Source organism: Bacillus cereus group sp. BceL062 (assembly GCF_051780025.1).
Lineage (GTDB): Bacteria > Bacillota > Bacilli > Bacillales > Bacillaceae_G > Bacillus_A > Bacillus_A toyonensis.
In genome coordinates this window covers 261,661-267,788 of record NZ_JBPWGY010000010.1, presented here as the reverse complement: position 1 = coordinate 267,788, position 6,128 = coordinate 261,661, and the positions used below count along the sequence as shown (strand labels likewise).

Here is a 6,128-nt window from a genome sequence, read left to right as displayed (position 1 = left end):
ATCTGTTACTTCTTTCCCAGCTCCGCTATCTTTCACCTTCTTAATTTCTTTCTTGAGCGAATCAATCTTCTTTTTCCCTTGATCATAACGCATATCTGCCATCTTCTGATCAAGCTCAGCTTGCTTCATTTGAAGATTAATCTCTTCATTATCATAAGAGAATAACTTCGTACCTTTCTCTACCTCTTGTCCCTCTTTTACCTCAATATCTTTCACTTTTCCTTTGGCCGGATCCGCATAGAAACTTTCAATATTCCCAGGCTTCACCTGACCAGAAACTAACTTCGTATTATTCAGCTTACGCTCTGTCACTTTCTCAAAACTTACAGCATCAGCTGTTGTTGATGCGCCCTTCTTCTTACCTTGCATAATAAAAATATTAACTGCTGCCACAATAACAATTAGTGCAATAACTCCGATAATAATCCATTTTTTCTTCTTATTTGGAGTACGAACCGTATTTGGTAACATATTCTCTCTCCCTTTATAAATTAATAGTTTAATAAACACCACAATTGTATAAAACTTTCTGAAAAATATTCATATATTATTACAATCATTTTACAAAGTTTTACACATTCATTTATATTGTAACAAAAATTCCAATGATTAGAAATATGACATCGTATCTTTTAAGATAGTTTTAAGGAAATATTATATTATATAGAAAAAGCTATCCAATATAAAAATTGGATAGCTTTTCAAACAAAATATTACGCCGCTTTAGGATCTTTTCTCTCATGTCCACGTTGAACGATGAACAAGAAGACTGTTGATAAAATCGCACCTGTTAATAGTAAGATAAAGCAACCATCCCAGCCAGAACGATCAACAATAACACCAATTGCTGCGTTTGCTACAAGACTTCCGCCCACATAACCGAACAGACCACACATACCAACTGTCGTACCTACCGCAAATTTCGGTACTAATTCCATCGCACTTAAACCGATTAAGAACTGTGGTACGTAAATTAAACATCCGATAATAGAAACTGCAATACTTACAACAAGTACGCTAGTTGCTTGCCAATATACAAACGTACCAATAACAACTCCAACCATACTAATAATACACAATGGCATACGTTTCCCTTTAAATAATTTATCACTTAAAAGACCAACGATTAATGAACTTGGAATTGCCATACCTTCAAAGATTGCGTATGCTGCATGTGCTTCATTTTTTGAAAAACCTTTAACTGTCGTTAAATAAAGTGGAACCCAGTTAATAACACCGAAACGAATTAAATAAACAAATGCATTCGCAATACATAAGAACCATACAAATTTATTTTTCACTACATATTTCATTAAAATCTCTTTTGGTGACATCTTGTTAGCATTATCTGCTTTTTCAAGATTTTCATAGTCATTACGATACTCATCAATTGGAGGAAGACCTTCAGACTCTGGTGTATCCTTCGCATTGATCCAAACAAGAACTGAAATTACCATTGCGATAATCGCTGGGAAAATAAACACGCCGCCTTGCCAATGACTTTCACCGAAAATACCTACACCAATTCCGACAAGTGGTGGCACAAGCATTCCGCCAACGTTATGTGAAATATTCCAAATACCTGTTTTCGTACCGCGTTCTTTCTTTGAGAACCATTTCGTCATAACGATACTACAAGGTGGTGCTCCCATACCTTGTACAATACCGTTCAGGACAAGTAATGTAACAATCATTCCAAATGAAGATGCAAATCCGAAACAAATATTTACAAGCCCTGATAAGAATAATCCGACTGCGATAAAGCGCTGGGCAAAAGCTTTATCTGATAAATTCCCCATAAAGAACTTACTAAATCCATAAACAATCGCCATTACTGAACCTAGTAGTCCAATTTCAGCTGTACTAAAACCATATTCTTGTACTAAATACGTACTTGATAACGTAAAGTTACTGCGTACTAAATAATAAGCAGCATATCCAACAGAGATTCCGATTAGCACACGAATACGTAGTAACGTATATACTTTCGCGATCATATCCGCTGGTAATCTCTCAATTGCAGGTGCTGGCTTAAGCCATTTAAACATATACACTCGTCTCCTTTTCTCACTTTTGAGAGAGACGCTGTCTATTCCATATCTCGATTATTCCACTATTTGATATATTTTGGTTCGTCCTTCTAACCGGCTGTCCTTCTATTTCTTTCTCATTCTTCGCAAACATCGTTGGTACGCCAAACGAAACTTTTTCTAAAATGTGACCCGCTTCTTCTGATAAACAATAATCAATAAATAAATCCGCAATAATACCACTCGGTGCACGTTTTAGTTTCGAAATCGCATTGACAGACAAACCTGTTTGCTCAGGTTCGTTACTTAAAATAGGAAAGCCTCGTTTTTGAAGCATTCTCTGATCTCCCATAAAATTGATGCCTATCATATATTCACCACTTGCCACAAGTTCCGCTGGTATGTAACCATTCACTGTTACTTCTCCAACCTGTCCTGCAAGATGCTTCACATACGCCTTCGCTTCCTCTTCACCTAAAGTATCAATAAGTGATTGAAAAAACGTATATGCAGTACCCGAAACATTTGGATCTGGCATAACAATCTTTCCTGTGTACGCAGAGTTTAATAAATCTTGCCACCTGGATGGATACGGTAGGCCAAGCGGTGCTATTTCTTCGTTCCACCGCTCTTTATTAATTGCGATTGCCAATTTCTCTACTTCGTAACCGTACCAATAACCATCTTTATCTTTAACAGTTTTTGAAATACGATTCGCATGCTGGCTCGTCACAGGAATAGACAGATCTTTTTGCTTCATCATTTGATGTGCATCTACTGTACCGCCAATAATAATATCCGCTTTCGGGTTTCCAGATTCTTCTTCCACTCTTCGAAGAAGTTCTTCTGTCGAAAGACGAATAAATTCATACGTACATCCGCGCGGTTTACAAAATGATGAAAGCAATGCCTCACCAACTTCCTCACGGGCCGCTACATATGCAACAAGATGACGATCATCCAAAATAGGGAGACCACTTTTATTATATTTAATAGAGGTTGTATCTCGAGAGCAACTAGACATCGCTCCTCCAATTACTAGCAAAAAGAAGAAAAAGGCTATCTTTCTCATGACGCATTCTCCTTTACGAATAACTCTGCTAGAGAGCCTTTCATATACATGACATTCCCGTTATTATCACCGAGGTATTGCACAACAAAGTACGATGGATACACAGAAATCGTCAGAATATCTTCACGCTCATTCTTTACACGCTTACCTGATTTATAAGCTGTCATATAAGCAATCGGTTCATTCTGTGATTGTAATAATTTCTGAATTTCTCCGTAATCTGTAATTTGTTTTGCGTACCGAATAGAATCAAGCATGTGCGTAAGATTGATAGTACGTACTACATTCCCTTGACGTACTATGACATCCTTTGCTGAAGCGAAGAAATCACTAATACGCTCGGGCGTGTAATACAGGCTTAACAAATACGTTTGAAATGCCGAGATCATCGGATCAGTGCCCTTCTTTCCGTATACGTTCGCCTCATACTGGAACAAGTCACCTACTGCAAAAGTACGCTTATGTCCATTCAAGTACGTTACTTCTCCAGTAAATACTTGTTCTTGGCTCTCTGCCTCTCTCGGTTCTATTCGAATTCGGTCAAAGAATGAAACAATTGTATGTAAACGAACTTCATCCGTTACAACAATTTCTCCCCACTTTTCATGTCTTACTTTCACTTCAATTGGAAGAGATTCGTTCACTCTTTGTAAAACGGCTTGTTTGTCATTCACAATTGTGATTCGATTATATGTTTGTTTCTCCACAACATAAAACAAAACAAGAGAAACAATGATACAAAAGACAAACATAAGAATTTGAAATGATAGCCTTTTCATTTCTGCCTACCTCCAAGATAAAAAAACGTTGTTTCGAAAATACCGCATAATTGTTTCATAAATGTATCATTTAACCGCTTTCAAGTTTTTTATGTCTTCCATTCGTCTTGGAAGCAAAAATGTAATAAATATCGTAGTACCAATCTCTTCACTGCTCTCAATTCGCATACTTCCGCCTTGCTTATTCATAATCTCCTGACAAATATACAAACCATAGCCGTTCCCGTAACTAGAAGGAAGCATTTTCCCTCCTGGAGACCCATTCCACTCGGCAAGTACATCCTCATCTATACCGATACCATCATCATGAACAAAAACCTTCGCCTCATGCTCACTTACAATTACATTCATGCGAATTTGCGTAGCATCACTATATTTAATTGCATTATCAAGTACATTTAAAAAGATTTGCTTCGTCTTATCAAAATCCGCAACGACATGTACATCCGTTAACTCATTTATCACTTCAATCTCAAATTGCTGCAGACGGGGTTTCACAATTGAAACTGCTTCTTCTGCTAATTCTTTTATATTCACAACTGTAGGTGACACTTCAAACGTACTCGTCCCGTACTTTGAAGACTTAAGTAATTCCTCTACAAGTGATAATAGACGCTCACTTTCTACAGCTACATATCGGAGACTCTCTTGCACATCTTCCTTCGAGTGTAACTTCGGAATTAAATCAACATAACCGATAATTGCCGTAAGTGGTGTCTTCAACTCATGCGTAATACGGTCCAAGAAATCTTTCTGTTTCTCTTTTTCTTCCTTCAATTGCTTAATATGCAGTTCAATTCCATCAGCCATCGCATTAAAGGATGCTGAAAGCTGTGCAATTTCCACATACTCATTTAGCTCAATCTTACTTTCATAATCGCCATTCGCAAGCCGCTTTGCCATTTGTCTCAACTGATCAATTGGCCTATGAAGAGACCTAGCTAAACGAACCGCAAAGAAAATACCTGCAGCCACTAAACAAAGAGATGTCATTAGAAAAGTCCAGCTCACATTTGTTAAAACTTCCTTCTCACCCGTTAACTCATCTATAAAACGAATACTCCCAATGACATCGTTTCCATAATAAACCGGGCTTGAAAACAAAAGAATGGGTGCTGGCTCTCCTTCCGCAAAAACATAAGCTTTCTTACCCTTCAAAGAACTCTCAATATCAATATTTCGATGAAGTAACGCTCCTTTTTGTGTATCTGCAACAACATCTCCATTCTTTCCTATCATCTGTACACGAACATCCATCCGCTTCGCTAAGTACGAAGCAATTAAAAGCGAATTCGGACCTAACGTCTCGATTTCTGCTTCTTTCTCTAAATAATTCATCGTATAAATTTGTGCCTCTACACTTAACTTCTCAAGAGAATCTGCTGCATTATGATACATATTCTTCTCTAGTGAAATATAAACAACCGTATACAAAAGAAAAAGAATTGGAATCAACAATCCAACTATTCCAAATACCATATTCCGTTTTAACGACATATTATCACCACTTAACAATCCAGCTTATAGCCAACGCCATAAATTGTTTTAATATATTCTCCGCTCGTACCAAGCTTCTTACGTAATCTTTGCACCATAATATCAACCGCTCTCGTATTTCCGATATACTCAAAGCCCCACACTTTCTCGAGTAACTCATCTCTCATAAATACACGCTGTGGATTTGAAACAAACAGCTGACATAAATTAAATTCTCGGTACGTTAACTGAATCTCTTGTCCACTAACATGTAATTTTCTTTCCTTAGGACAAATTATTAACTCTCCAGCTCGAATTACTTCGTGGCTTGCCGTAACCTCTTCCTTCTTCACACGCCGACTCATATTCTTCACACGAAGAATGAGCTCCGCATAATTGAAAGGCTTCGTTACATAATCATCCGCACCGAGTTGCAAGCCGAGCAATTTATCATTCATCTGACTCTTTGCAGTTAACATGAGTACTGGAATATCCCTATCCTTCTCACGGAACAAGCGAAGTAACTCATACCCATCTGTATCTGGAAGCATAACATCCAAAATCAATACATCCGGTCCTTCATTCCACTTCTCTAGCGCTTCTCTACCATCAGCCGCTACTAATACTTCATATCCTTCCATCTCTAACTGCATTCGAATCAAATTACGAATACTCGATTCATCATCAACTACAAGTATTTTCATCCTTATCCTCCTTCCATCCTGTATTATAGTACAGTTTAGTATAGCAAAAATCATACAAAAAAAGAGA

Annotated in this window: 5 protein-coding genes and 1 pseudogene; all 6 read right to left on the bottom strand. The window is 37.5% G+C overall.

Annotated features, from left to right (window positions below; genetic code table 11):
• A pseudogene (locus tag ACS2MN_RS22790) lies at positions 1–471 on the bottom strand (efflux transporter periplasmic adaptor subunit); the annotation flags it as partial.
• 242 nt (positions 472–713) lie between these two features.
• A complete protein-coding gene (locus tag ACS2MN_RS22785) occupies positions 714–2,048 on the bottom strand; it encodes an MFS transporter (protein ID WP_000477572.1) in 1,335 nt (444 codons plus the stop codon).
• Between the two features lie 19 nt (positions 2,049–2,067).
• A complete protein-coding gene (locus tag ACS2MN_RS22780; RefSeq protein ID WP_001225622.1) occupies positions 2,068–3,102 on the bottom strand; it encodes an ABC transporter substrate-binding protein in 1,035 nt (344 codons plus the stop codon).
• Positions 3,099–3,881 (bottom strand): DUF3919 family protein, encoded by a 783-nt coding sequence (locus ACS2MN_RS22775; protein ID WP_346994792.1) that lies wholly within the window; start codon positions 3,879–3,881, stop codon positions 3,099–3,101. The genes ACS2MN_RS22780 and ACS2MN_RS22775 overlap by 4 nt, the downstream gene beginning before the upstream one ends.
• 66 nt (positions 3,882–3,947) lie before the next feature.
• Positions 3,948–5,378, bottom strand: a complete 1,431-nt coding sequence (locus ACS2MN_RS22770) for a sensor histidine kinase (protein ID WP_000054070.1) — start codon at positions 5,376–5,378, stop codon at positions 3,948–3,950.
• An 11-nt stretch (positions 5,379–5,389) separates the two neighbouring features.
• Positions 5,390–6,061 (bottom strand): response regulator transcription factor, encoded by a 672-nt coding sequence (locus ACS2MN_RS22765; protein WP_000699589.1) that lies wholly within the window; start codon positions 6,059–6,061, stop codon positions 5,390–5,392.
• Positions 6,062–6,128: the final 67 nt, after the last annotated feature.

Excerpts from the sequence above, each read along its gene's own strand:
- ACS2MN_RS22785 (WP_000477572.1), bottom strand. The coding sequence starts at position 2,048 with ATGTTTAAATGGCTTAAGCCAGCACCTGCAATTGAGAGATTACCAGCG.
- ACS2MN_RS22780 (WP_001225622.1), bottom strand. The coding sequence starts at position 3,102 with ATGAGAAAGATAGCCTTTTTCTTCTTTTTGCTAGTAATTGGAGGAGCG.
- ACS2MN_RS22775 (WP_346994792.1), bottom strand. The coding sequence starts at position 3,881 with ATGAAAAGGCTATCATTTCAAATTCTTATGTTTGTCTTTTGTATCATT.
- ACS2MN_RS22770 (WP_000054070.1), bottom strand. The coding sequence starts at position 5,378 with ATGTCGTTAAAACGGAATATGGTATTTGGAATAGTTGGATTGTTGATT.
- ACS2MN_RS22765 (WP_000699589.1), bottom strand. The coding sequence starts at position 6,061 with ATGAAAATACTTGTAGTTGATGATGAATCGAGTATTCGTAATTTGATT.